Source organism: Lichenicoccus sp., from assembly GCF_965277665.1.
Classification (GTDB): Bacteria; Pseudomonadota; Alphaproteobacteria; order Acetobacterales; family Acetobacteraceae; genus Lichenicoccus.
Map to the genome: position 1 here is coordinate 3,097,606 of NZ_OZ255835.1, position 24,353 is coordinate 3,121,958.

A 24,353-nucleotide genomic window follows, 5' to 3' on the forward strand; every position below is an offset into this window, starting at 1 on the left:
TGAGGCAAGGCGAGGGCGCTGCCCTCGACCCGCCGGGGCCGGCGGCCCCGGACCCGCTTTCTATAGGATAGCGATATCAGCGGGGCGGCGTTGTCCTGGTCAAGGGGCTGTGCGCAGACTCCGTTTGATAGCGCGGGTTTGTCTGACAAATTGCGGCATATGCCAGAAGCGCCGCACAGACGGGGCTGGAGCAGGGGAGCACCTTCGTCGGACCAAGATCTCGGTCGGCATCCTGCTGTTCGGCTTCATCGCATTGCGGCGCGGCCTGCCCATCCTCTCGACACGCGGCAGCAGGGCGGCGGCTTAGCTTCAGGCGGCCCGGACCGAGGTGACAAATTCCCTGACCTCGGCCGACAGCACCTCCGCCTGACGCGACAGGCCGCCGGCGGCATCGAGCACCTGGCCGGCGGAGGCGCCGCTCTCATTCGCCGCGTGCATGACGCCGTCGATGCTGTCGGTCACCGAACGCGTACTGGCGGCGGTCTGCTGGACGTTGCGCGCGATCTCCCCGGTGGCCGCACCCTGCTCCTCGACGGCGGCGGCGATCGAGGTGGTGATGGCGCCGACCTCCTCGATCAGGATCGCGATCTCCTTGATCGCCTCGACCGCGTGATGGGTCGCCTGCTGGACCTCGGCGATCTGGGCACCGATGTCCCCGGTCGCGCGCGCGGTCTGCTGCGCCAGGCTCTTGACCTCGGAGGCCACCACCGCGAAGCCCTTGCCCGCATCGCCGGCGCGCGCCGCCTCGATGGTGGCGTTCAGGGCCAGCAGGTTGGTCTGGCTGGCAATGTTGTTGATCAGCTCGACCACCTGCCCGATGCGGGCGGCGGATTCCGCCAGCGTGCGCACGGTGCTGTCCGTCTGCCGGACGCTCTGCACGACCTTGCCGGTCAGCGACGCCGATGCCGAAACCTGACGGTTGATCTCGGTGATCGAGGAGGCGAGTTCCTCCGCCGCCGCCGCCACGGTCTGCACGCCGGCGTCCGAACTCTGTGCCGCCTCGGCCACCGTGGTCGCCTGCTGGCCGGTCTGCTGGGCATTGCCGCTCATCGACCGGGCGGTTGCCTCCATCTCCGTCGAGGCGGCCGCCAGGGCTGCCACCGTGCCGCCGATCTGCCGCTCGAAGTTCCCGACCAGGCCCTCGATCCGTGCTGTCCGCTGCGCCACGGTCTGTCGCGCGCGCTCCAGCTCCGACGCCGCCGCATCGGCCCTGATCATGTTGTCCTTGAACACCTGCACGGCACCCGCCATGCCGCCGATCTCGTCGCCACGCCCGAGGCTCGGAACCTCGGTGCTGCCGTCGCGGTCGGCAAGCCGGCGCATCGCCGTGGTCATCGCCGCGATCGGACGGCTGATATGGCGGATCAGGGTGAAGGCCGTTAACACGCTCAGCAACAGGACAAGAGCGATCCCGCCGACCGACAACCGCCACGTTCTGACGAACAGGCTGCGGCTGCTTGCGACCGCGACGTTGCCCATATGGTAATTATAGTCGAAGTCCCAGCGCACTATCTCTGCCAGCGCTTCGTAGGCGGCCGCGGCATTCGCCCCTCCGCTGGTGCTGGCCCAGGTTCCCTGCAGGGTCGACCTCACCTCGGCCAGATATCCCGGCCAGAGCCGGTCGAACTCGTCATAGCGCGCGTGTTCCTCGCCCGCATCCTCGAGCGGCACCATCATCCGCCGGTCGGCTTCCACCGCAGTGATGGCGTCCCTGGTTTTCCCGGCAAGGTCGAGGCTAGCGGCGGAGCCATCGGCCGCCAACGCGTAGCGTAGCTCGAAGCGCTGCATATCGCTCAGGGCGATGAACAGCTTGCCGGACCAGTAATCGCTCGGCAGCTGGTTGTCGCGCATCTCGGCGTTGCTGGCATCGAGTTTGACCATCCGGGTCAGCTCGAAGCAGCCCAGCCCGACCGCAAGCGCCGTGAGGATCGCAAACCCCGCAGTCAGCTTGGCGCCCAGGCCGCGGAGACGGCGCGAAGTGCCGGACGGACGACCCAGAGTGCTTGAGGCCGGCATGATGATCCCCTTGTCGGCAAGTCAGGACACCGGTGATGCACCCCAGAGGTTACCAATTCGTTGCGGCCTTCATTCCGCCTGCCGGATCGTCTCCAGCAGCGCATCGACATCCGCCTCCACCGTGTCGAAGGCGCAGACCAGCCGCACCACGAAGCCGCCCTGCTCGGGTCGGCTGGCCCAGCGGTAGAAGCCGTAGCCCGCCGCCTCCAGCCGCAGCACCAGCGGCTCCGGCAGCAGGACGAACACCTCGTTGGCTTCGGTCGGCTGCACGAGCTCGGCACCGGGGAGAGCCGCCAGGCCCTGCGACAGACGCGCCGCCGCGGCGTTGGCGCGGCCCGCATTCTCCAGCCACAGGCCACCCTGCAGATACCCGGTCAACTGCGCGCTCAGGAACCGCTGCTTGGACCAGAGATGGCCGGCCCGCTTGCGCCGCTGCGCGAATTCGCGCGCCAGGTCACGATTGAAGAACACCACCGCCTCCGCCGCCATCGCGCCGTTCTTGGTGGCCCCGAGCGACAGCACGTCGACTCCGGCCTTCCAGGTCACCGCCGCCGGCGTGGCCCCGAGAAAGCTCACCGCGTTGGCAAACCGCGCGCCGTCCATGTGCACGTGCAGCCGGTTCTCGCGCGCGACATCCGCCAGCGCCTCGACCTGGGCGGTCGGGTAGCAGGTGCCCCACTCGGTGGCCTGGGTCAGGCTGATCGCCTCGACCGGGCTCTGATGCACGCCGCTGATCCGTCGCCGCGCCAGCGCCGCCTGCAGCGCCGCGGGATCGAGCCGCCCGTCCGGGCTCGGCAAGGTCAGCAGCTTGGCGCCGCCGGAGAAGAATTCCGGCGCCCCGGCCTCGTCGTTCATGATGTGGGCGACCTCGTCGCAGACGATCGCGCCGAACGGCCGGACCAGCGCCGACAGCGCGAGCGCGTTGGCCGCCGTCCCGGTGGCGACCGGGAAGGTCGTCGTCTCGGTCTGGAAGATCTCGCGCACCAGGCCCTCGAGCCGCGCCGTCCAGGGATCGCCGCCATAGGATGCGACCGCGCCGCGGTTGGCCTCGAGCATGGCGTCGACCACCTGCGGGTGCGCCGGGCCGACATTGTCGCTGCCGAAGTTCTTCCGTATCTCAGTCATGCCGTCTCTTCCCCTGTCCAAACTTCACGCTGCCCGAACAGGCCTGCCTCATGAGCACCATCGACACCCGCCTGATCGACGGCAAGCAGCATGCCGCCACCCTGACCGCCAGGATCAGCGCCGAAGTCGCCCGGCTCGACCGCGAGCACGGGCTCGTTCCGGGCCTCGCCGTCGTGCTGGTCGGGCACGATGCCGCCAGCGAGGTGTATGTCCGCAACAAGACGCGCCAGACAAGCTCGGTGGGCATGCGGTCGTTTGCACACAGCCTGCCGGCCGAGACTACCCAGGCTGATCTGCTGGCGCTGGTGGCGCGGCTGAATGCCGATCCCGACGTGCACGGCATCCTGGTGCAGCTGCCGCTGCCGCCGGGCATCGACAGCACCCTGGTGCTCGACGCGATAGACCCGGCCAAGGATGTGGACGGGCTTGGCCAGGTCAATGTCGGCCGCGTCACCCTGGGCCATCCCGGACTGGTGCCCTGCACCCCGCTGGGCTGCCTGATGCTGCTGATCGCGGAACTCGGCAGCTTGCGCGGCCTGCACGCCGTTGTGGTCGGGCGCTCGAACCTGGTCGGGCGCCCGATGAGCCAGCTCCTGCTGAATGCCGACTGCACGGTGACGACCGCGCACATCCATACCGTCGACACGGCGTCCTACGCCCGGCGCGGCGACATCCTGGTGGTCGCCACCGGACGCCCTGGGCTGGTGCGCGGCGACTGGATCAAGCCCGGCGCCACCGTGATCGATGTCGGCATCACCCGCATCCCGACCGCCGCCGGCAAGACGCGACTGATCGGCGATGTCGTGTTCGACGAGGCGCTCGGCATCGCCGGCCGCATCACCCCGGTTCCCGGCGGCGTCGGCCCGATGACCATCGCCTGCCTGCTGAGCAACACGCTCTACGCAGCCAGGCGGCAGTGGGGTCACCGGGACGCGGGAACCAGGGCGGCCTGATCGGCCTGACCGGTCTGATCAGCCTGGGCGGCCTACGCGGCCTCGCGGTTGATGCTGGATGTCGCGAGGCGGCTGAGCTTCTCGTCTGTCGCCTTCTCCTCGGCGAGCGTCTGCTCCAGCACGCTCGCGCAGTCGCGACGGCCGAGCTGGCGGGCCAGCGCGATCATCGTCCCGTAGCGGGCAATCTCGTAATGCTCGACCGCCTGCGCCGAAGCGAGCATCGCGGCCTGCAGCACGTCCGGATCGCCGACGTCCGACATCACGTGCCTGGCCTCCTTGAGGATGCCGTCGATGGCTTCGCAGGTGACACCCTGCACCTCGACGCCATGCATGCGGAACACCTCCTCGAGCCGCGAGATCTGGCCCTGGGTCTCCTGCAGGTGGCTCTGGAAAGCCTCGCGCAACTGGGTGTTGGAGGCGCCCTCGATCATCGTCGGCAGCGCCTTCGCGATCTGGTGCTCGGCGTAGTAGATGTCCTGCAGCAGATGAACGAACAGGTCGTCGAGCGTCTTGATCGGCTTGCTGAACAGTCCCATGGGAACCTCCTTCTGTGTCATGCGGAAACGGGCGCGGGCGGAGGCGGTTCGCGCAAACTATCGTGTCAGGGCAGTCGTCGTGCCTGGAGCCGTCAGGCGCGCCATCGTGCGAGCCGGAGCCACCGGGCGCAGCAGCCGCACCTCGTAGCCCTGCGCCATGGTCCGCACACTGTAGGTCCGCGCGATGCGCAGCGTCGGCGGCAGGGCGCTGCCGGGCCGGAAGCCCGGATTGCGCTCGAGCATCCAGGCCGAACAGATGGCCATCGGGCGTCCGGGCAACGGACGCTGCCCGATCGGTCCGTCGAGGCCGATCACGTCGAGGTCATGCGCGGCGGCGGTCCGGTTGACGTACGCCACCACATCCGGCTGGGAGCAGGCCTGCGGCGCGCAGCCGGCCATCGTGGCCAAGGTCGCGGCACCGAGCGCCTGCAGCAGCCGATCAAAGGGGAGGTGACGATGCGGCATCTCGGTTTCCGTGCGGGCTAGACAGGTGGGCGCCCGTTGCTAGCAGATCGGCCGGCGGTGTAGCAGGGCCTATCGACGACGCGACCGGGTGTGACGAAGCTCGGGCGCAGGAGGCGGCGGACGCGGCTGGTCCAGGTCGGTCTCGTCGCAACTGAGGGAGCATGGTGTTGGACAGCAAGATCTGGGTCGATGTCGAGGACCTGTTCCAGTATGCCGCGGCAAATCCCCGACCCAGCGGCATCCAGCGCATCGAGTTCGAGCTCTGCCGGGCGTTGGCGACCCTGCCGGAAAGCCGAGAGCGCGTGCGCTTCGTGCGTCACGCCGCCACCCTGCAGTCCTTCACCTCGATCCCGTATGCGCAAGTGGAGCGACTGCATGACCGGCTGACCAGCTCCTCGCATGCCGGGGCGCCGTCGTCCCGGGCCGGTGCCCGGACGCAGCCGGCGCGCACGCTGTCGCAGAGCCCGTGGCGGAGGCTGGCCTACCGACTGCCGGAGGGACTGCGCAAACCGCTCGTTGCCCTGTTCAAGGCGGAACGCGAGGCCGGCCGCGCGGTCCTGCATCTCGGCAGTGCCCTTGCCTGGGCCGGCGGCACGCGCGCCGCGCTGCTGGTGCGGCAGCTCCGGCAGCGCCGATCCGGCGAACCCGCCCCGGGCCAAGCCGGTCATCCGGCCGAGCGGGGACGCAGCCGCGGCGCCGTCGAGATCGCCCCGTTCGGTCCCGGGATGCCGCCCGGCACGATGCCGAGTGCCGCCGGCGGCGGCGCGGACACGGCCGCGTTCGATGCCACCACCGAGCCCGGCGACATCCTGCTGGTGCTCGGCTCGCCCTGGTTCCACCCGTACTATGCCGAGATCGTGGCAAAGGCGCAGCGCACCCGCGGCCTGCGCTTCAGCCTGCTGATCTATGACATCATCCCGCTGCGTCGCCCGGAATGGTGCGACCACAATCTCGTGCTGCGTTTCCGGGAGTGGACGGGGGCGATCTTCCCGCTGGTGGATGTGCTGCTGACCATCTCGCAAGCCAGCGCGCGTGACCTGGAGAGCGATTCGAGGCGCGCCGGCTACAGCCTGCGCAGCACCCCGCGCCCGATCCCGATCGGCACCGGCTTCAGCGACGCCGTGCGTGCCCCGGCCGGCGCAGGACGCACCGGCAAAAATCCGCAGGCCAGTGCGCGCTCCCTGCCTGGGCCCGGTAGCTATGCCCTGATCGTCTCGACGATCGAGGCCCGCAAGAACCACATGCTGCTGTTCCGCGTCTGGCGGCGCATGGTCGAGGAGATGCCGCTCGATCGGATCCCGACCCTGGTCTTCGCCGGCCGCGTCGGCTGGCTGGTCAGCGACCTGATGCAGCAGATCCACAATGCCGACTATCTCGACGGCAAGATCGTGCTGGTCGAGGATCCGAGCGACGACGAGTTGCGGCAGCTCTATGCCGGCTGCCGCTTCACCCTGTTCCCGTCCTTCTACGAGGGATGGGGACTGCCGGTCACCGAGAGCCTGTCGTTCGGACGGCCCTGCATCATCTCCAATGCGACATCGCTGCCGGAGGCGGGAGGCGACCTCGCCCGCTATTTCGACCCGGAAAATTCACACGAAGCCTACGACATGATCCGCCATGCCATCGAGCACCCGGAGGAGACCGAGGCCTGGGCCGAGCGCGTGCAGCGCGAGTTCAGGCCGGTGTCATGGGAAGACTCCGCCCGCGGCGTGCTGCATGCGCTGGAACCGGGTCTCGCCGCCGAGCCTGCCTTGTCGCTAGCGTCGGAATCCACCCCGGCGCGCGCGGCGCGCACGAAACGCGCCTCAGCCCGGCGGGCCTGAGCCGGTGCGCCCCGCCAGCCGGATCCGACCGGCGGTCGGACGCATGAACAGCAGACGCGCCGACTGCAGCACCTGGCGGCGATAGGCCAGGTTCAGCGCGATGGTGTGCGAGTGATAGTCGCCGACCGCCAGCAGCAGGTTGCCGTGCGTCTCGTCGAGATAGGTGCGCATGATCGCGCCGGCGGCGGCGACGTTGTAGCAGGGCCGGTCGCGCAGCCGCAGGAACACGATTGCGGCCGGCGTGCCCGTATAGCGTGCCAGCGGCGCGAGCCAGCGCGTATTGATCTGCATCACCCCGACATCTAGGGTCCCGTCCGTGTTGTGGTGCAGCACCCCCGGCCGGCCGCCTTCGACCGCCTGGATCGAGGGCAGCACGCGCGGCGGCAGGTGATAGAGTGAGGCGACCAGCGCCATGCAGGCAGCGAACGGAACCAAAACCACCCCCGAGAGGCTGCTCGGAAACGCCTGCTGCTGGCGATCCGACGCGCCGTTTCTGCGCTCCGTTGCTCATGGCCATGAAGGCCGCTCCGCTCCGGTGCTCGAAACGTCACGCCGGCCGCGGCCCTGCAGGCCGCTCTCATCCAGCATCAGGCATTTCCAAGCAGCCTCTAGCCGAGCGTGATTGCGTTGTCCAAGCGGCGGGTCGGCAATGACGCGGGAGATGCGGGCTTCACCCTGATCGAGCTGCTGGTGGTGATCGCCATCCTTGGCCTGCTGATCAGCCTGGTGGCGCCGGCGGTGCTGCGCCAGCTCGGGAATGCCAAGGTCTCGATCGCCCGGCAATCGATCGAGCGCATCGGCTCGATCCTCGACACCTACAAGCTCGATGTCGGCAGCTATCCGTCCACCGAGGACGGGATGGAGGCGCTGGTGACCAAGCCGTCCGACGCCGAGAACTGGAACGGCCCGTACGTGAAGGGCAGCAGCGTGCCGCTCGATCCCTGGAACCACCCCTATGTCTATCGTGCGCCGTCGGACCGGCCGGACCACGACTACGACCTGTGCTCGCCGGGCCCGAACAACAATGCAAGCGCCGACAGCGCGATCTGCAACAAGTAGCTACGGCGCTGACGTCAGCAGCCAGACCCCGAAGGTGGCCGCCGCCAGCCCCGGGCCGAACGGCACCCGGCGTTCGCGTCCCGGCGCGCGCCGGCGCCACCCCGCCTCTCCGAGCACGCCCAGCAAGGTCAGCAGCGCCGCGCCGCCGAAAACCTCCGGCAGCGGCGCCAGCCCGACCCAGGCGCCGGCCGCCGCCAGCAGCTTGGCATCGCCCTGCCCCAACCCATCGATGCCGCGCAGCCGCCGGTAGAGCAGGGCGACAGTGCGAAAGCCGAGCCATCCGAGTGCCGCCGCCAGCGCGTGCCAGCCAAGCTGTTCCGGCGTCCGCAAGGCGCAGACCGCGAGGCCCGCCAGCAGCAGGGGCAGCGTCAGGACATCCGGCAGCCGCTGATGCCACAAATCGATCAGCGCCAGCGTCAGGCACGTCCACCCCAGGACGCAGCCGGCCCACAGGCTCAGGCTGTCACCGCCCGCCACCAGCACCATCAGCCCTGCCACCGCCAGCGCCGCCAGTTCGATGGCCGGATGGAACCAGCCGATCGCCGCACCGCAGCCGGCGCACCGGCCGCGCTGCCAGGCGAAGCTCGCCAGCGGCAGCAGCTCGGCGGCCCGGAGCACCCGGCCGCACTGCTCGCAGGCGGATCGCGATGCCACGACCGGGCGCCCGCGCGGCAGACGGCGTACCAGGACGCCCATGAAGCTGCCGATCGCCGGCGCCGCGAGCAGGGCCAGCAGGCTCTCAGGAAAGAAAGGCATGGCAGGCAAGAAACGCCCCGGGAGGTCGGGCAGCGCGGCATCCTGAGCATTCTGTCATGCAACAAGGCTTGCACTTGCCCCTCGCCCCGGCAATCGTCCGCCGCATGAGCGCCATCCTCGAAGTTCCCAGTACCGGAGCAGCCGTCCCCGCGGCCCCCGTCCTCCCGACCCCGAACCTCCCTACAGCCGGACCGCGCGATGCGGTCGAGCGGCTGGCGCAGTTGCTGCTCGAGCAGGGACAATGCGACGCGCGCACACTGGATCGCGGACGGCGGGTGGCCGACGAGAGCGGCACCCGGCTCGACACCGTGCTGCTGCAGCTCGGCCTGGTGACCGAGCGCGGCCTCGCAGATGCCTATTGCGCGCTGCTCGACCTGCCTTGCGCGGTGCCGGATCGCTACCCCGCCGAGCCGCTGCTCGTGGACCGGTTGACGCCGCGCTTCCTGCGCGAGGTCCGCGCGCTGCCGGTCGCCGTCGAGGATGGCGTGCTGGTGATCGCCTGCGTCGATCCGCTCGACGAGTTCGTGCCGGCGGCGGTCGCGGCCGCCACCCTGCTGCGGGTGCGACGCGAAGTGGCGGTCCCGATCGAGCTCGAGGCGGCGTTCGACCGGCTGTATCCGACCGAGACCGGCAGCGGCCCCGAGCAGCACGACGACACGCCGCTGGAGGAGGATGCCGAGCGGCTCAAGGACCTCGCCAGCGAGGCGCCGGTGATCCGGCTGGTCAACCAGATCATCTCGCGCGCGGTCGAGACGCAGGCCTCCGACATCCATATCGAGCCGTTCGAGGACCGCCTGCGGGTGCGCTACCGCCATGACGGGGTGCTGGTCGAGATGGACAGCCCGCCGGCGCGGCTGATCCCGGCGATCATCTCGCGGGTTAAGATCATGGCCCGGCTCGACATCGCCGAGCGCCGGCTGCCGCAGGATGGCCGCATCAAGCTCGCGGTGCGCGGCCAGGAGATCGATTTCCGCGTCTCCACCATCCCCTCGCTGTATGGCGAGACCGTGGTGCTGCGCGTGCTCGACCGCTCCGCCGTCACCTTCGATTACGGCAAGCTCGGCCTGGCGCCCGCCGTGGTCACCCGCCTGGGAGAGCGCCTGGAGCTGCCGAACGGCATCGTCCTGGTCACCGGCCCGACCGGCTCGGGCAAGACCACGACGCTCTATACCGGGCTGCTCGGGCTGAACTCAGTCACCCGCAAGGTGGTCACCGTCGAGGATCCGATCGAGTACCAGCTGCGCGGCATCAACCAGATCCAGACCAAGCCGCAGATCGGCCTCACCTTCGCGTCCCTGCTGCGCTCGATCCTGCGCCAGGACCCGGACGTGATCATGGTCGGCGAGATACGCGACCTGGAGACCGCGCAGATCGCGGTGCAGGCGGCCCTCACCGGCCATCTGGTGCTGTCCACCCTGCACACCAATTCCGCCGCCGCCGCCATCACCCGGCTGCGCGACATGGGCGTCGAGGACTACCTGCTGACCGCGGTGCTGCGCGGGGTGCTGGCGCAGCGGCTGGTGCGGCGGCTGTGCCCCGAGTGCCGCGAGCCGTACGAGGCGCCCCCGGCCCTGATCGAGCGCTTCGGCCTTGCGGCGCGCACCGCCGCGCGCCCGATCACCCTGTTCCACGCGCGCGGCTGCCCGCATTGCCGACAAACCGGCTATCGCGGCCGGCAGGCGATTGCCGAGTTCCTGATCCCGGATGCCAGCATCGAGCGGCTGATCTTCGCCCGCACCGACCATTCCGCCATCGAGCGCGCGGCGGTGGAGGGCGGCATGGTCACCATGTTCGATGCCGGCATCGACGCGGCGCTGGCCGGACAGACCACCCTGGAGGAGGTCGCGCGTTCGATCAGGGCAGAAAATTGAGGCGGAGCGACGCACTGAAACTCCCCGGGCCATGCCCAGCTACCACTTCACCGCGATAACCCCGGCCGGCAGCCTGGTGCGCGGCGTCACCGAGGCGCACAGCGAAGCGGAAGCGCTCGCGTTCATCCGGCGCCAGGGCAACATCCCGATGCGCACCGACGCCGCCGGCACCGGTGTCGGCTCCGGCGCGTTCGAGGCGCTTTGGCGCTTCAAGGCCCTGGGGCGCCTCGACTTCTCCCGCAAGACACTGCGCCGGTCCGAGGTCGCGCACTTCACCCGCGAACTGGCGGTCATGCTCGGCGCCGGCCAGGATCTCGACCGCGCGCTGCGCTTCCTGGACGAGACCGCGCCGAATGCCCGCGTACGGACCGTGGTGCGCTCGCTGCGCGACCAGGTGCGCGACGGCGCCACCCTGCACGAAGCCCTCGGCCGCCATCCCGGCAGCTTCCCGCGCCTGCATATCGGCCTGGTGCGCGCGGCCGAGGCGGGCGGCAACCTCGCCGCCACGCTGGAGCGCATCGCCACCCTGATGGAGCGCGAGCGCGCGCTGGCCGCGACCCTGACCTCGGCGATGATCTACCCGGCGATGCTGACGGCGGCGGCGATCGGCGCCATCGTGCTGCTGCTGACCGAGGTGCTGCCGCAATTCACCCCGCTGTTCGAGCAGAACGGCGCCAGCCTGCCCGCCTCGACGCAGTTCCTGGTCGATGCCGGCGCGGTGATCAGCCACTACGGCCTGCTGATCCTGCTGCTGCTGGCAGCACTCGGCGTGCTGGCCTGGCGCCTGCTGCGCGAGGGCCCGGCGCGGGCCCGGCTCGACGCCCTGGTGCTGCGCACGCCGGTGCTGGGCGGGGTGCTGTCCGAGGTGCTGGCGTCGCGCTTCACCCGCACCCTCGGCACCCTGCTGCTCAACGGCGTGCCGCTGATCGCCGCCATGGGCATCGTGCGCGACGTCATCGGCAACCGGGCCGGGCTCGCCGCCATCGAGCGCGCCACCGAAGGTGCGAAGAGCGGCGCCGGGCTCGCCCGCACGCTTGGCGAGGCCGCGATCTTTCCCGCCCGGATGATCCACCTGCTGCGCCTGGGCGAGGAGACCGCCCAGCTCGGCCCGATGGCGCTGCGGGCGGCCGAGATCCACGAGGAGACCACCCGCATCCGGGTGCAGCGGCTGGTGGCGCTGCTGGTGCCGGTGATCACCATCGTGATGGGTGCTGCGGTCGCCGGCATCGTCTCCTCGCTGCTGCTGGCGATGCTGAGTCTCAATGATCTTGCGCAGTAGGGGGATCTCGCCCGGTAGGACCCGATCGGCCAATGGTGCTGCGGCCGGCTTCACCCTGATCGAGATGATCGTGGTGCTGGCGGTGCTGGGCCTGGTGCTGACCATCGTGCTGCAGCGCGGGCCGACCCGCTCGCCGAGCCTGGACCTGCGGGCCGCCTCGCGCAGCCTGACCGACGCGCTGCGCCAAGCGCGCGGCCGCGCGATCGCCACCGACCGGCCGGTGCTCGTCACCGCACTTCAGGCGCGCGAAGCCCTGGCACGACTCGGCAGCCGGGTGACGCTGGAGCTGCACAGTCCGCCCGGCGAGCCCACCGGCAACGGCACCCTGCGCTTCGATGCGGATGGCGGGGCGACAGCCGCGCTGATCCGGTTGAGCGAGGGCGATGTCGCGCTGGATCTCGGCATCGACTGGTTCAGCGGACAGATCCGCCAGGGCGCGGTGCGCCCCAACGATGGCGGCTGATCGACGGACGATGCGCGAGGCCGGCTTCACCTTGCTGGAGGTGCTGGTCGCCTTCGTGATCGCGGCCCTGGCGCTCGGCGTGCTGTTCCGGGGCAGCATCGAGGGCCTGGCCTCGGTGCGGCTCGCCGACCGCACCACCGAGGCGGTGACCCTGGCGCGGTCGCATCTCGCCGCCGTCGGCCACGGCATACCGCTGCGCACCCAGACCCAGGAGGGCGATGACGGCGACGGCTTCAGCTGGCGGCTGCAGGTCCGGCCGCTCGCTGCCGCGGCTCTCACGGACGCCGGCAGCGACCCGCTGCATCCGCAGCGCGAGACGCTCTACGAGATCCAGGTCACCGAGAGCTGGGACGGGCCGCAGGGACCTCGCGGCACCACCCTGCTGACCCGGCGCGCGGCGCTCGGAGCGACCTCGTGAACGAGCGCGAGGCCGGCTTCACCCTGCTCGAGATCATCGTGGCGCTGGTCGTCCTCGGCGTGCTGTTCGCCACGCTGTCGCAGGGCGTGCGGTTCGGCTTCGCCAGCTGGGGGCGCCAGGACCAGGCGCTGCGCCGCGGCGAGGCGCTGGCCGCCACCGATCGCACGCTGCGCCGGCTCATCGAGCAGATGGATCCCGGCTCCGAGCGCGAAGGCGCCACCCTGGCCGGGCGCGCGCACGCGATGGCCTTCATTGCACCACTGCCGGAGTCCGCGCAGCAAGCGGGTTCCGGTGCGGTGTCGCAAGCCGCCGACATGCGGCTGGGCGTCACTGACGGCCACCTGCTGCTCTCCTGGCTGCCGCACCGGCATGCCGTGCGGCTCGTGCCGGCGCCTGCCCCGCAGACGACGGTGCTGCTCGACGGCATCGCCGGCATCGATCTCGGCTACTGGTCGGATGGCAGCCAGCAATGGAGCAGCAGCTGGAGCGGCAACAGCCTGCCCGACCTGGTGCGCATCCGCATCGTGTTCGGCGAGCACGACCAGCGACACTGGCCCGACATTGTCGAAGCGCCCATTCGGGCGCAGGTTCCCGGCTGAAAGACCGCTCGATGATGCTACTACGGCGGTCATCCGAGGCGGCTGTCTGCGCTTCCGGTGCTCACGGCCGAAAAGGCCGCTCCGCTCCGGTTCTCGACAGCCGCCCCGGGCGGCGCCAAAGGGGCGCCTCTGACTCGCCGTAGCGCATCCTCGAACGGTCTGAGAGGAACAACTTAGCGTAATGGAGAGCGGGTGGCGGACGATCCCTATGCGACCTTGGGCGTCGCGCGCGATGCCGATGCCGACGCGATCCGCAAGGCGTACCGCAAGCTCGCGCGCAAGCACCATCCCGACCTGAACCCGGGCGACAAGGCGGCCGAGGAGCGCTTCAAGGCAGTCTCCGGCGCCAAGGAGCTGCTCTCCGACAACGAGAAGCGCGCGCGCTACGACCGCGGCGAGATCGACGCATCGGGCCAGGAACGCCATCAGCCACGCGGACCCGGATCGGGCCAGCAAGGGCAGCAACGCCGCTACCGGGACTACGCCGAGAGCGAGGCCGGCCGCCGCTACGGCGCCTCCGCAGGGGCCGGGGCGGGTGCGGCCGGCTGGAGCGAGGAGGATTTCGGCGACATCTTCGGCGAGTATTTCCGCCATGCGGGCGGCGGCGGCGCCACCGGTCCGGCACGCGGGCGCGACGAGACTTATGCGCTCGACGTCGCCTTCGTCGACACCGTCACCGGCGCCACCCGCCGTCTGACCCTGCCGGATGGCCGCACGCTGGACGTGCGCATCCCGCCCGGCATCGAGGACGGCACCAGCCTGCGGCTGCGTGGCCGCGGTGGCGCGGGGCGCGAAGGCGGACCCGACGGCGATGCGCTGATCGAGATCCGGGTGCTGCCGGATGCGGCATTCCGGCGCGTCGGTCGCGACATCCATCTCGACCTGCCGGTGACGCTGAAGGCGGCGGTGCTGGGCGCCAAGCTCCCGGTGCCGACGCCGTCCGGCACCGTGGCGCTGAGCGTGCCGCCGGACTCCGACACCGGCCGGCAGCTGCGGCTGCGCGGCAAGGGTGTCGCGGCGCATGGCGGCCATCCGGCCGGCGACCTCTACGTCACGCTGCGGGTCTCGGTGGGCGCCGTGGATGACAGCCTGCGCGATTTCCTGCGCCACTGGACGCCGCCCGTCCCGCCCAACGCAAGCGACGAAACGAAGGGGGCAGCATGATCACGATCGAGACCCTCTGCATCGAGGTGCGCGGCCTCACGCGCACCGACGTCGAACGCTGGATCGAGAGAAGCTGGGTGCGTCCGCAAGGCGGCTCGGGCCGCTACGAGTTCGGCGATATCGACGTGGCCCGCGTCCGGCTGATCCTCGAACTGCGCGAAGAGCTGCGCGTCGACGAGGAGGCGCTGCCGGTGGTGCTCTCCCTGCTCGACCAGCTCTACGAGGAGCGCCGCCGCCTGCGCCGGGTGCGCGACCTGCTGCACCAGGCTGGTCCCGATCAGCGCGCGGCGTTGCTGCGGCTGATCGGCGACGCCCGGGAGTAGCCGCATGGCCGCGATCACCTACGTCACCAGCATCCAGTTCGAGTTCGGCGCGGTGCGGCTGCTGCGCCAGGAGTGCGACCGTCTCGGCATCCGGCAGCCGCTGGTGGTGACCGATCCGGGCGTGCAGGCAGCCGGTCTCGCCGACCTCGTGCTGTCCCAGCTCGACGGGCTGTCGCCGGCGTTGTTCGCCGACACGCCGTCTAACCCGACCGAGGGCGCCGTGCGCTGCGGTGTCGCCAGCTATCGCGCCGGGGCATGCGACGGCGTCGTCGCGATCGGCGGCGGCTCCTCGATCGATCTCGCCAAGGCGGTGGCGCTGGCCGCGACGCATGATGGCCCGCTGGCGTCGTTCGCGATGATCGAGGGCGGCGCCATGCGCATCACCGGCGCGGTGGCGCCGGTCATCGCCATTCCCACCACCGCCGGCACCGGCAGCGAGGTCGGGCGCGGCGCGATCATCATCCTCGAGGACGGCCGAAAGGTCGGGCTGCTGTCGCCACACCTGATCCCGCGCGTGGCACTGTGCGACCCGGAGCTGACCTTCGGTCTGCCGGCACGCCTCACCGCCGCCACCGGCATGGACGCGATCTCGCATTGCATCGAGACCTATCTCGCCCCCGCCTTCAACCCGCCGGCAGACGGCATCGCGCTGGAGGGGCTGCGCCGCGGCTGGTCGCACCTGGAAACTGCAGTCACGTCGCCGCATGATCGCGAGGCGCGGCTGAACATGATGTGCGCCTCGATGATGGGCGCGATGGCGTTCCAGAAGGGCCTCGGCTGCGTCCACAGCCTGAGCCATGCCCTGGGTGGCCTCGATCCGAGCTTGCATCACGGCGTGCTGAATGCGGTGCTGCTGCCGGCGGTGCTCGCCTTCAACGCCGAGGCGCCCTCGGTGCGCGCGGAAGGCCGCATGGCGCGGCTGGGCCAGGCGATCGGCCTGCCGGACGGCGGCGACGTCATCCAGGCGGTCCGCGAGCTCAACCGCCGGCTCGCGCTGCCGGACGGGCTCGGCGCGCTGGGCGTGGCACCCGCGCTGTATCCCACGATCATCGAGCGCGCACTCGCGGACCATTGCCACCGCACCAACCCCCGCCAGGCCAGCGAGGCCGACTACCGCGCGATGCTGGAGGCATCCGCATGAGATCCCGACCACAAGCCGCGCCTCAAGGCGGCCGGAGCCAAAGCCGGACTAGCCCGCAAGCGGAGCGCTGCGGCGCGCAAGGCGGTTGCCACCCGCCGGGTGAACGCGGCGGCTGGTCTGGTCTGCCCGGCGTCGGGCTGATCTACCGGAACACGGTGTCGCTCGCGGGTGTGCTCGCAGTTGAGATCGTTCGCACCCGGCGCAGGGCGCTCACCAGCCCCCCCTGGATCTGACCGGCCTCCAGCGCATGCCGCCTGAGCAGGCCGCCTACCAGGCTGTCCCTCAGCCGGCGCTTGATATCGGTCGTGGCCGCGTAGTAGCCGCGATGGGCTGCGATCCTCAGCCGGTTGGCGAGCGTCCGGCGGAACAGCAGGATGCGGGCGCGCTGCTCTATCACGTTGGTGGTATGCTGCCGGTAGGCCGGGTCCCCGAAACCCATGTCGACATGGGTGAACTCGGCACGCTCGATGAGGTCGCGCAGGATGTACTGCCACAGGGCGGTCCCGGGCGAATACCTGTTCAGGGCTTCGTCGTGGAAGATCTTGTGGACAAGAAAGGTCTTCCGGGATTTGGACCCGATGGCCAGCCCGATGGTCCGGGATCCTGCCCGCAGCACGTAGCAGAGCAGGATGCCGTGCTTGCAGGCGAGCTCATACTGTTCCCGGGACAGGATCGCCGGATCGGTGGCGTGCAGCTGATCGATCGCCGTGTAGAGTTCATGCAGCCGGCTGACACGCTCGACCGCAACAAGCGTGACCGCTTCGGCAAGATGCTCCTGCAGCAGCCGTTCCTGCCGCTGCAGGTTGTAGCGGCGCTTCTTGCTGAGACCACGATGATAGGCGTCGAGCGAGACCGGCACCGCGATGGAGTGGCAGTTGCGCGGCCCCTCCGGCAGGTAGATGTAATAGATTTCGCTGATCAGCTTCGACGTCGTGATATAGCGCCAGGTAAAGCTGTCGACGACGACCGACATCATCGAAATCGCCCGCGCCCGCGGATAATGCTGCAGCAGGTAGAGAAAAAGACTGTCGAACGCGTCGTCATCTTCCCTGAGCATCGGCTCGCTGCCGAGCAGGAACAATCCCTTCGGCGCCAGACGCAGGAATACGCTGGAACGCGCAATGAATTGCAGGCCGATCCCGGTGACCTTGAGCGGGACGACGCCGACGATCGAACCCTGCGCCGTCTCCGAGACCGCCAGCACGTCGCCGTCGGTATCACCACTCTCGCATCGATAGTCGTAGTAGTTGTCGCTCTGGTACAGCGCACCGGGCTTGTCGTTGGCGGACAGTAACTGGTTCCAGCAGGACCGGATTTCCGTCCTGGCGTGCTGCGTGGACAAAGCTGTCACGACAAAACGCGCCGCCGGGCGATCGACGGTGGCCAGGGAGGAGATCCGCCGGGTCGCCGATGCGACACGGTCACGCGTGGCCAACTCTTGCATCGGAGCCCCCGGGACGTCGTCGCCGCAGTCGAGAAGTCCCCGTCTCGGCAGACTGGAGCAGGGCACCTGACAAACGGTTACCATGCGTTTCGCAACGACAACAGAGGCTGCCGCAGGCCAAAAAGTTATATTTACGCTATCCTCAATCCGATGCCGCACCCGTGGCATTCCGGGCACGCGATGGCGGCCGGTGCTCCAAAGGGCCGCCGGTCCTCGCCTTCCGGCGCCCGATCCGCTAGGCACGCGCCAGCGAACAATGACGTTCACCATGACCACCACGACCAACGGGCGGCGCCATCCTGCATGCTTCAGATCGACACCATGACCTTCAATGCCTGGGGGCGCCGCTTCTTCGACCGCGCAAGCGTGACGCTGCCGCTAGACACCCGAGTCGGGCTGGTCGGCCGCAACGGCGTCGGCAAGTCCACCCTGTTCCGGCTGATCAAGGGCGAGTTCAGCCCGGACGGCGGCGAAATCGGCCTGCCGAAGGCGGCCCGCCTCGGCTCGGTCGACCAGGAGCATCCGGCCACCGCGGTCAGCCTGCTCGACACCATCCTGGCCGCCGACATCGACCGCGAGGCGCTGCATACCGAGCTTGCGACCGCCGAGCCGGAGCGCATGGGCGAGATCTACGCCCGCCTGATCGAGATCGACGCCGACCGCGCGCCCGCCCGCGCGAGCGAGATCCTGAACGGGCTCGGCTTCTCCACCGAGGACCTCGCGCGGCCGATGGCGGAGTTCTCCGGCGGCTGGCGCATGCGGGTCGCACTCGCCGCCGCCCTGTTCGCGCAGCCCGACATGCTGCTGCTGGACGAGCCCACCAACTACCTGGACCTGGAAGGCGCGCTCTGGCTGGAGGCGCGACTGAAGAAATATCCGCACTCGGCGCTGATCATCAGCCACGACCGCGAGCTGCTGAACAATTGCGTCGAGGCCATCCTGCACGTCACCGACGGCAAGCTCGACTACTATACCGGCGGCTACGACGACTTCGAACGCCAGCGCGCCGAGAAGCAGCGCCTTCTATCCTCCGCCCGCGTCAAGCAGGAGGCCGAGCGGGCGCATCTGCAGAGCTTCGTCGATCGCTTCCGCGCCAAGGCGAGCAAGGCCGCCCAGGCGCAGTCGCGCATGAAGCGCCTCGCCAAGCTGGAGCCGATCTCGGCGACCATCGAGGAGCGCGTGGTCCCCTTCACCCTGCCCTCGCCGGCGCGCCCGCTGGCGCCGCCGCTGATGCGCCTCGAGCACGTCAGTATCGCCTACGGCGACGCGCCGCCGGTGCTGCGCGACCTCAACCTGCGCCTCGATGTCGATGACCGCATCGGGCTGCTCGGGGTGAACGGCGCCGGCAAGTCCACCTTTGCCAAGATGGCCGCCGGCGCGCTGCCGATCACCTCCGGCCGCATGCAGCGCGAGGGCCGCATCAAAGTCGGCTGGTTCCACCAGCACCAGATCGAGGCGCTCGATCCCGACGACACCGCGCTCGACATCATGCGACGCGCCCGCAAGGACGACAGCGAGACCGTGCAGCGCTCGCGCCTCGCCCAGTTCGGCATCGCCTTCCAGAAGCAGGAAACCACGGTCGCCAACCTCTCCGGCGGCGAGCGCGCGCGCCTGCTGCTCAACCTGGTGGCGATGGAAGCGCCGCACCTGCTGATCCTGGACGAGCCGACCAACCATCTCGACATCGACAGCCGCCGCGCGCTGCTGGACGCGCTCAACGACTACGAAGGCGCGGTCATCCTCATCACCCACGACCGCTCGCTGATGGAACTGGTCGCCGACCGGCTCTGGCTCGCCGCAGACGGCACCATCGTGCCGTTCGACGGCGACATGGACGACTACGCCAAGTTCGTCATCGAACGCGCCAAGGGCGGCCCGGCACCGTCGCAGGATGCCAAGGCAAACAAGAAAAAGGGCAAGAGACGAGCGTAAGGGGCGTTGCCCCTTTGACCCCATCAAAGGCAAGCCTTTGAAATCCAATTCTTCAAGAATCGGGGTCTGGGGCCTGCGGCCCCAGTGGGTCAAGGGCAAAGCCCTTGTCTAACCCCTGATGCTATTCAACTCGCAGCTCTTCCTGTTCGCTTTCCTGCCGGTTGTTCTGGCGGCCTACTACGCCTGCGGCACGGCGCGCCAGGCGCGCCTGCTGGTGCTGGTGATCGCCTCGCTGACTTTCTATGCCAGCTGGAACTGGCACTACGTGCCGCTGCTGGTCGGCCTCACGCTGCTGAACTGGCTGCTTTCTAACGCGTATGGACGCAGCGGCCGCAAGGCCTGGCTCACCGCGGGTGTCGTCGCCAATCTCGCGACGCTGTGCGTGTTCAAGTACGCGAATTTCCTCGCCACGAATATCGACGCCTTGTTCGGGCGCGTGCACACGCCGTGGCCGATCCTGCTGCCGCTCGGCATCAGCTTCTTCGTGTTCCAGAAGATTGCCTATCTCGTCGATCTGCGTCGCGGCGGCTGGCGCATCCACGGGCTGCTCGAGTTCTTTGCCTTCGTCACCTTCTTTCCGCAACTGATCGCGGGTCCGATCGTGCGCCACACCGAGATCGTGCCGCAGTTCGATCGTGTGCGTCCGACCGAAACGCCGATGCAGGACATCGCGCGCGGGCTTGCCCTGTTCACTGTCGGGCTGGCCAAGAAGGCCGGACTCGCAGACAGCATCGCGGTCAATCCGGATGCGTTGTTCGCGCTCGCCGCCACCGGACAGCCGCTCGGCCTGGCCGGGGGGTGGGCCGCTTCATTCTGCTACACGCTGCAGATCTACCTGGATTTCTCGGGCTATTCCGACATGGCGATCGGGCTGGCTTTGATGTTCGGGCTGAAGCTGCCGTTCAATTTCAATGCGCCGTACAACGCCGCCTCGCTGCGCGATTTCTGGCATCGCTGGCACATGACGCTGTCGCGGTTCCTGCGCGACTATGTCTATATTCCGCTCGGCGGCAACCGGTGCGGCGAGGGAAGGCAGATGCTCAATCTGGCCGCCACCATGCTGCTCGGCGGTCTCTGGCACGGCGCCGCCTGGACCTTCGTCGCCTGGGGCGGCCTGCACGGCGTGGGCCTTGCCGTCAACCATCTCTGGCAGCGCGCCGGGGGCCGGTTGCCGGGCTTTGCCGGATGGCTGCTGACCCTGCTGTTCGTCATCGCCGGCTGGGTGCTGTTCCGCGCACCGGACTTCCACACCGCCTGGCACATGCTGGGCGCGATGGCCGGGCTGCAGGGCATCGGCCACGTGCACGTGCGCAATGCCGGCATCGTCGCACTCGCGGCGGCGTGCGTGTTCATCGGGCCGGCCAGCCAGGCCGCGATGCTCGATCGCCTGCAGCCGCGCTGGTGGCTGGCGGTGCCGATCGGCGCGGCGCTGGCGTTTCTGGTGATCCTGGTCGGCGGCGGCATTCCGAGTGAGTTCATCTATTTCCAGTTCTGAGAACGTTCGGTCCGAGACGCTGTGGCGCCGCTTCCTGGCGGTGCTGCTGCTCGGGGTCGGCCTCCCGCTCGGCATCGCCTACCTGTTCGTGGTGCTGGTCGACCCGTGGGGCATGCTGCCGCTGCACCTGCCGATGACGCGGGTACCGATCTCGACCAATGCGCGCTACTCGTTCCCCCGGCTGGCGACCGATGCGAAGTTCGACGCCGTCATCATCGGCACCTCGACCAGCCGGCTGCTGCGCCCGGCGGTGCTGGATGCCCTGCTCGGCGCGCGTTTCGCCAACCTCGCGATGAACGCCGCCACCGCCTGGGAGCAGGAGCGGCTGCTGCTGCTGTTCGCGCGCAGCCATCCGCACGCTCATGCCCTGATCCTCGGCCTCGACGCCTCCTGGTGCCTCGCCGGGCCCGGCTCGCCGCGGCTCACCGGACGGCCGTTCCCGGCCTGGATGTATGGCGGCACGCGCTGGCGCGGCTACGGCCAGATGCTGAGCCTGTATGCGGTGCAGGAGGCCGCCAACCAGGCCTCGGCGGCGCTCGGGCTCAAGCGCCGCCACTACGGCGTGGACGGCTACACCAATTTCCTGCCGCCGGATGCCGCCTACGACGCCGCCCGCGTCGAGGCGATCTTCCGGAGCTGGGGCCATGTCGACGAGACGCCCGCTGGCGCGGCGCCGGTCGTGCTCCCGTATGTGGCCGGCTTGCCCGCCCTGCTCGCGCGCCTGCCGCCGGATGCGGTCAAGCTGCTGTATTTCCCGCCGATCACCGACGAGACCATGGGGGTGGCGGGCAGCCGCACGCGCGCCTCGTGGGACGCCTGCAAGCGCCTGGCGGTGGCCGCCGCCGAGCGCACGCCGGACAGCGTGGTGCTCGACTTCGCGCAGCCCGACGCCATCACGCTGTCGCACCGCAATTTCTGGGACCCGCTGCACTACCGCATCGGCATCGCGAACCGGGTCATGCGGGACATGGCGGCGTCGCTCGGAAATCCGCACGCAAGCGGGACGCACGCGTCCGGCCCGGAGTTCCGCATCCTGGCGTGGAACCGCCATTCCTGATCAGGACTTGTCAGGCAACCAGATCCGTCGTGCCATCGACGCGCACCCAGCTCCAGGAGCACCCCACATGCGTATCCTCATCCTCGGCGCGGCCGGCATGCTCGGCCGCAAGCTGGCCGAGCGCCTGGCCCAAGACCGCCAGCTCGGCGGCCAGCCGGTCACCACGCTCGACCTCGTCGATGTGATCACGCCGACGGCACCGGCGGGCTTCACCGGCGAGGCGAACTGCCGGGCCGGCGACCTGTCCGAGCCCGGCACCATGGCGTCCCTGGTGCGCAGCCGGCCCGACCTGATCTTCCACCTCGCCGCGATCGTCTCCGGCGAGGCCGAGGCGGACCTGGAGAAGGGCTACCGCATCAACCTCGACGGCACCCGGCTGCTGCTCGATGCGATTCGTCTCGAAGGGGATGGCCGACTTTCAGGGAGCGGGGGCTGGAAGCCACGCGTGGTGTTCTCCTCCTCGCTCGCGGTGTTCGGCGGCAGCTTCCCGCCGGTGATCCCGGAGGAGTACGTGCTGACTCCACAGACCAGCTACGGCACCCAGAAGCTGATGGGCGAGCTGCTGCTGGCGGACTATGCGCGCCGTGGCATCCTGGAGGGCATCGGCATCCGCCTGCCGACGATCTGCGTGCGCCCCGGCAAGCCGAACCGGGCCGCGTCGAGCTTTTTCTCCGGCATCATCCGCGAGCCGCTCGCGGGCCAGGAGGCGATCCTGCCGGTCGGCGAGGACGTGCGGCACTGGATGACCAGCCCGAGGTCCGCGATCGGCTTCCTGATCCATGCCGCTTCCCTCGACCTCGCGCGGGTCGGCGACCGGCCCAACCTGAGCATGCCGGGCCTGTCCGTCACCGTAGGCGAGCAGATCGCGGCGCTGCGCGAGGTGGCCGGCGACCGGGTGGCCAACCTGATCCGCGAGCAGCGCGACCCGGTGATCGAGCGCATCGTCGCCGGCTGGGCGCAGGCGCTGGACGCCAGCCGCGCCGAGGCGCTCGGCTTTGTCGCGGAGAAGCACTTTACCGATATCGTACGGGCGCATATCGAGGACGAACTGGGCGGCCGTATCGGCTGAACCCGCGCGCCCGCCGCTGAGAAGAAGGCGCTCCATCGAGAGGACACGGCCTTGCCCGACCAGAGTTACGACGGCCCTGGCACGGGCAACGCCGCCCTCGTCAGCGCGATACGCAAGGCGAAGCTGCGCCTGATCCCGCTGCTGCTGACGATGTACACCGTGAACTTCCTCGACCGCGTCAATGTCGGTGTCGCCAAGCAGGCGCTGCAGTCCCAGGTCGGCATCTCGGGCGCCTACTTCGCGCTCGGCGCCGGCATCTTCTTCGTCGGCTACGCGGTGTTCGAGCTGCCCAGCAACCTGATCCTGCACCGGGTCGGGCCGCGCGTCTGGATGGCGCGGATCATGATCACCTGGGGCCTGGTCGCGGCGTCCACCGTCTTCGTCACCGGCAATGTCAGCTTCTGCGTCCTGCGCCTGTTGCTCGGGATTGCCGAGGCCGGCTTCTTCCCCGGCGCGATCCTGTTCATGACGTACTGGTTCCCGTCCGCCGAACGCGGCCGCGTCATCGGGCTGTTCTATCTCGGCTACCCGCTCGCGCTGCTGTTCGGCAACCCGGCCTCCGGCGCGCTGCTCGACCTCGATGGCGTGTTCGGCGTCGCCGGCTGGCAGTGGATGTTCATGATCGACGGGCTGCTGGCCTCCCTGGTCGGCATCGGCGTGCTGTTCTGGATGCCGGACAGCCCGGATTCGGTGCACTGGCTCGAACCCGGCGAGAAGCGAGCGCTGCGGGCCGCCATCGCCGCCGAGGGCGAGGAGAAGCGGGTGATCGGCCGGCACAGCCTGCTCGACGCCTTCCGCGATCCGCGCCTGCTGCATTTCATCGCGATCTATTTCGCCCTGCAGATCGGCAGCTACGGCGTCACCTTCTACCTGCCGAACCAGGTCAGCGAGCTGGTCGGCCGCAAGATCGGCTTCGTCGTCGGCCTGCTCTCGGCGCTGCCCTGGGCCTGCGCCATCGCCGTCAACCTGTTCTGGCCCGGACTGGCGGTGCGTCTCAACCGCAGGCGGCTGTTCGCGGTGATCTCGATGCTGGCGATCTCGCTCGGCATCGCGGTGTCGGCGCAGTCACCCCCGGTGATCGCCATCGCGGCACTCTGCCTGGCCGCCAGCGGCATCATCAGCGCGCAGCCGGTGTTCTGGACCTTCCCGGCGGATCATTTCGGCGGGGTCGCGGCGGCGGCGGCGTTCGCGGTCATCAACTCGCTCGGCAACCTCGGTGGTTTCGTGGCGCCGAACCTGCGCGAATGGGCCGACCATCATTTCGCGGTGCACGGCGCGGGCCTCTACGCACTGTGCATCTCGGGCGCGATCGGCGCCCTGCTGGTGCTCCTGCTGCGCGAGCCGAAGGTGGCGCCGATTTCCTGA

23 protein-coding genes are annotated in these 24,353 nt (G+C 69.5%); 16 read left to right on the forward strand and 7 right to left on the reverse strand.

Annotated elements, in window-relative coordinates:
* Positions 1–309: 309 nt before the first annotated feature.
* Both ACQY4O_RS14435 and ACQY4O_RS14440 read right to left on the reverse strand, forming a co-directional pair.
* On the reverse strand, positions 310–2,016 hold the full coding sequence (locus ACQY4O_RS14435) for a methyl-accepting chemotaxis protein (protein ID WP_428377047.1): 1,707 nt from the start codon (positions 2,014–2,016) through the stop codon (positions 310–312).
* A 69-nt stretch (positions 2,017–2,085) separates the two neighbouring features.
* The gene (locus ACQY4O_RS14440; protein WP_428377048.1) at positions 2,086–3,141 is read right to left on the reverse strand and encodes a threonine aldolase family protein; all 1,056 of its coding nucleotides are present in this window, start codon (positions 3,139–3,141) and stop codon (positions 2,086–2,088) included.
* A gap of 50 nt (positions 3,142–3,191) precedes the next feature.
* Between ACQY4O_RS14440 and folD the strand changes: the two genes are divergently transcribed.
* Positions 3,192–4,094, forward strand: a complete 903-nt coding sequence (folD, locus tag ACQY4O_RS14445) for a bifunctional methylenetetrahydrofolate dehydrogenase/methenyltetrahydrofolate cyclohydrolase FolD (protein ID WP_428377049.1) — start codon at positions 3,192–3,194, stop codon at positions 4,092–4,094.
* Between the two features lie 32 nt (positions 4,095–4,126).
* On the opposite strand, the gene ACQY4O_RS14450 is transcribed toward folD, so the two are convergent.
* Both ACQY4O_RS14450 and ACQY4O_RS14455 read right to left on the reverse strand, forming a co-directional pair.
* Entirely contained in the window at positions 4,127–4,630 is a 504-nt protein-coding gene (locus ACQY4O_RS14450) for a ferritin-like domain-containing protein (protein WP_428377050.1), read from the reverse strand.
* A 57-nt stretch (positions 4,631–4,687) separates the two neighbouring features.
* Positions 4,688–5,095: a hypothetical protein gene (locus ACQY4O_RS14455; RefSeq protein WP_428377051.1), complete on the reverse strand. Its 408-nt coding sequence runs from the start codon at positions 5,093–5,095 to the stop codon at positions 4,688–4,690.
* A gap of 167 nt (positions 5,096–5,262) precedes the next feature.
* On the opposite strand from ACQY4O_RS14455, the gene ACQY4O_RS14460 reads away from it, so the two are divergent.
* Positions 5,263–6,918 (forward strand): glycosyltransferase family 4 protein, encoded by a 1,656-nt coding sequence (locus ACQY4O_RS14460; protein ID WP_428377052.1) that lies wholly within the window; start codon positions 5,263–5,265, stop codon positions 6,916–6,918.
* Here the strand turns inward: ACQY4O_RS14460 and ACQY4O_RS14465 are convergent.
* On the reverse strand, positions 6,901–7,332 hold the full coding sequence (locus ACQY4O_RS14465; RefSeq protein ID WP_428377053.1) for a lytic transglycosylase domain-containing protein: 432 nt from the start codon (positions 7,330–7,332) through the stop codon (positions 6,901–6,903). The genes ACQY4O_RS14460 and ACQY4O_RS14465 overlap by 18 nt on opposite strands.
* A 204-nt stretch (positions 7,333–7,536) precedes the next feature.
* Between ACQY4O_RS14465 and gspG the strand changes: the two genes are divergently transcribed.
* A complete protein-coding gene (gene gspG, locus ACQY4O_RS14470; protein ID WP_428377054.1) occupies positions 7,537–7,977 on the forward strand; it encodes a type II secretion system major pseudopilin GspG in 441 nt (146 codons plus the stop codon).
* On the opposite strand, the gene ACQY4O_RS14475 is transcribed toward gspG, so the two are convergent.
* Positions 7,978–8,733, reverse strand: coding sequence for a prepilin peptidase (locus tag ACQY4O_RS14475; RefSeq protein WP_428377055.1), 756 nt, complete (start codon positions 8,731–8,733; stop codon positions 7,978–7,980).
* Between the two features lie 104 nt (positions 8,734–8,837).
* Here ACQY4O_RS14475 and ACQY4O_RS14480 point away from each other — a divergent pair, with 104 nt between their 5' ends.
* The 8 genes from ACQY4O_RS14480 to ACQY4O_RS14515 all read left to right on the forward strand — a co-directional run bounded on the left by ACQY4O_RS14480 (position 8,838) and on the right by ACQY4O_RS14515 (position 15,991).
* A complete protein-coding gene (locus ACQY4O_RS14480) occupies positions 8,838–10,604 on the forward strand; it encodes a GspE/PulE family protein (protein ID WP_428377056.1) in 1,767 nt (588 codons plus the stop codon).
* 31 nt (positions 10,605–10,635) lie between these two features.
* Positions 10,636–11,883: a type II secretion system F family protein gene (locus tag ACQY4O_RS14485; RefSeq protein ID WP_428377057.1), complete on the forward strand. Its 1,248-nt coding sequence runs from the start codon at positions 10,636–10,638 to the stop codon at positions 11,881–11,883.
* The gene (locus tag ACQY4O_RS14490) at positions 11,873–12,346 is read left to right on the forward strand and encodes a prepilin-type N-terminal cleavage/methylation domain-containing protein (RefSeq protein WP_428377058.1); all 474 of its coding nucleotides are present in this window, start codon (positions 11,873–11,875) and stop codon (positions 12,344–12,346) included. Before ACQY4O_RS14485 ends, ACQY4O_RS14490 begins: the two co-directional genes overlap by 11 nt.
* Positions 12,336–12,764: a type IV pilus modification PilV family protein gene (locus ACQY4O_RS14495; protein WP_428377059.1), complete on the forward strand. Its 429-nt coding sequence runs from the start codon at positions 12,336–12,338 to the stop codon at positions 12,762–12,764. Before ACQY4O_RS14490 ends, ACQY4O_RS14495 begins: the two co-directional genes overlap by 11 nt.
* Positions 12,761–13,363, forward strand: coding sequence for a prepilin-type N-terminal cleavage/methylation domain-containing protein (locus ACQY4O_RS14500; protein ID WP_428377060.1), 603 nt, complete (start codon positions 12,761–12,763; stop codon positions 13,361–13,363). Before ACQY4O_RS14495 ends, ACQY4O_RS14500 begins: the two co-directional genes overlap by 4 nt.
* Positions 13,364–13,555: 192 nt before the next feature.
* On the forward strand, positions 13,556–14,527 hold the full coding sequence (locus tag ACQY4O_RS14505) for a DnaJ C-terminal domain-containing protein (protein WP_428377061.1): 972 nt from the start codon (positions 13,556–13,558) through the stop codon (positions 14,525–14,527).
* On the forward strand, positions 14,524–14,850 hold the full coding sequence (locus tag ACQY4O_RS14510) for a chaperone modulator CbpM (RefSeq protein ID WP_428377062.1): 327 nt from the start codon (positions 14,524–14,526) through the stop codon (positions 14,848–14,850). The genes ACQY4O_RS14505 and ACQY4O_RS14510 overlap by 4 nt, the downstream gene beginning before the upstream one ends.
* Positions 14,851–14,854: 4 nt before the next feature.
* Complete coding sequence (locus ACQY4O_RS14515; RefSeq protein ID WP_428377063.1) at positions 14,855–15,991, forward strand: iron-containing alcohol dehydrogenase; 1,137 nt, start codon at positions 14,855–14,857, stop codon at positions 15,989–15,991.
* A gap of 142 nt (positions 15,992–16,133) precedes the next feature.
* Here the strand turns inward: ACQY4O_RS14515 and ACQY4O_RS14520 are convergent, their stop codons facing one another.
* Positions 16,134–17,435, reverse strand: coding sequence for a GNAT family N-acetyltransferase (locus ACQY4O_RS14520; protein WP_428377064.1), 1,302 nt, complete (start codon positions 17,433–17,435; stop codon positions 16,134–16,136).
* Between the two features lie 303 nt (positions 17,436–17,738).
* Between ACQY4O_RS14520 and ACQY4O_RS14525 the strand changes: the two genes are divergently transcribed.
* The 5 genes from ACQY4O_RS14525 (at position 17,739) to ACQY4O_RS14545 (ending at position 24,353) form a co-directional block, all read left to right on the forward strand.
* Positions 17,739–19,367 carry an ABC-F family ATP-binding cassette domain-containing protein gene (locus ACQY4O_RS14525; RefSeq protein ID WP_428377065.1) on the forward strand — a complete coding sequence of 543 codons (1,629 nt, stop codon included), beginning with the start codon at positions 17,739–17,741 and terminating at the stop codon, positions 19,365–19,367.
* 118 nt (positions 19,368–19,485) lie between these two features.
* Positions 19,486–20,862 (forward strand): MBOAT family O-acyltransferase, encoded by a 1,377-nt coding sequence (locus ACQY4O_RS14530; protein WP_428377066.1) that lies wholly within the window; start codon positions 19,486–19,488, stop codon positions 20,860–20,862.
* Entirely contained in the window at positions 20,837–21,919 is a 1,083-nt protein-coding gene (locus ACQY4O_RS14535) for a hypothetical protein (protein ID WP_428377067.1), read from the forward strand. The genes ACQY4O_RS14530 and ACQY4O_RS14535 overlap by 26 nt, the downstream gene beginning before the upstream one ends.
* A 67-nt stretch (positions 21,920–21,986) precedes the next feature.
* Positions 21,987–22,988: a D-erythronate dehydrogenase gene (gene denD, locus ACQY4O_RS14540; protein WP_428377068.1), complete on the forward strand. Its 1,002-nt coding sequence runs from the start codon at positions 21,987–21,989 to the stop codon at positions 22,986–22,988.
* Positions 22,989–23,039: 51 nt separating this feature from the next.
* A complete protein-coding gene (locus ACQY4O_RS14545) occupies positions 23,040–24,353 on the forward strand; it encodes an MFS transporter (RefSeq protein ID WP_428377069.1) in 1,314 nt (437 codons plus the stop codon).